Here is a 515-nt window from a genome sequence, read left to right as displayed (position 1 = left end):
TGAGTTTCTTGAGCCAAAAATCGTCGCGGATGAGCGTACGAACTCGATTCTGATTTCTGGCGATCCGAAAGTACGTGCACGCCTGAAACGTTTGATTCGTCAACTTGACGTAGAAATGGCAACGAAAGGTAACAACCGAGTGGTTTACCTTAAGTATGCAAAAGCAGAAGACCTAGTTGATGTACTGAAAGGTGTCTCTGACAACCTGCAAGCCGAAAAACAAGCGGGTCAAAAAGGTGCATCCAGTGCACAACGCGGTGAAGTCGTGATTGCGGCTCATGAAGCAACCAACTCACTTGTTCTGACTGCGCCGCCAGATATCATGATGGCTTTGCAAGACGTAATTTCTCAATTAGATATTCGCCGTGCTCAGGTTCTGATTGAAGCCTTGATTGTTGAAATGGCCGAAGGTGATGGTATTAACCTAGGCGTTCAGTGGGGGTCACTAGAAACGGGTGCGGTGATCCAGTACGGCAACACAGGTGCGCCAATCGGCCAAGTCATGGTTGGTTTGG

General features: G+C 48.3%; 1 protein-coding gene. It reads left to right on the top strand.

Going from position 1 to position 515, the window contains the following annotated elements:
• On the top strand, positions 1-515 hold a 515-nt coding region (locus R7R24_RS30485), incomplete at both ends, for a secretin N-terminal domain-containing protein (protein ID WP_318120686.1).

The sequence above is a fragment of the Vibrio sp. 704 genome (assembly GCF_033339295.1).
The sequence above is the reverse complement of the archived record's forward strand: the minus strand, read 5'-3'. Positions and strand labels throughout refer to the sequence as shown.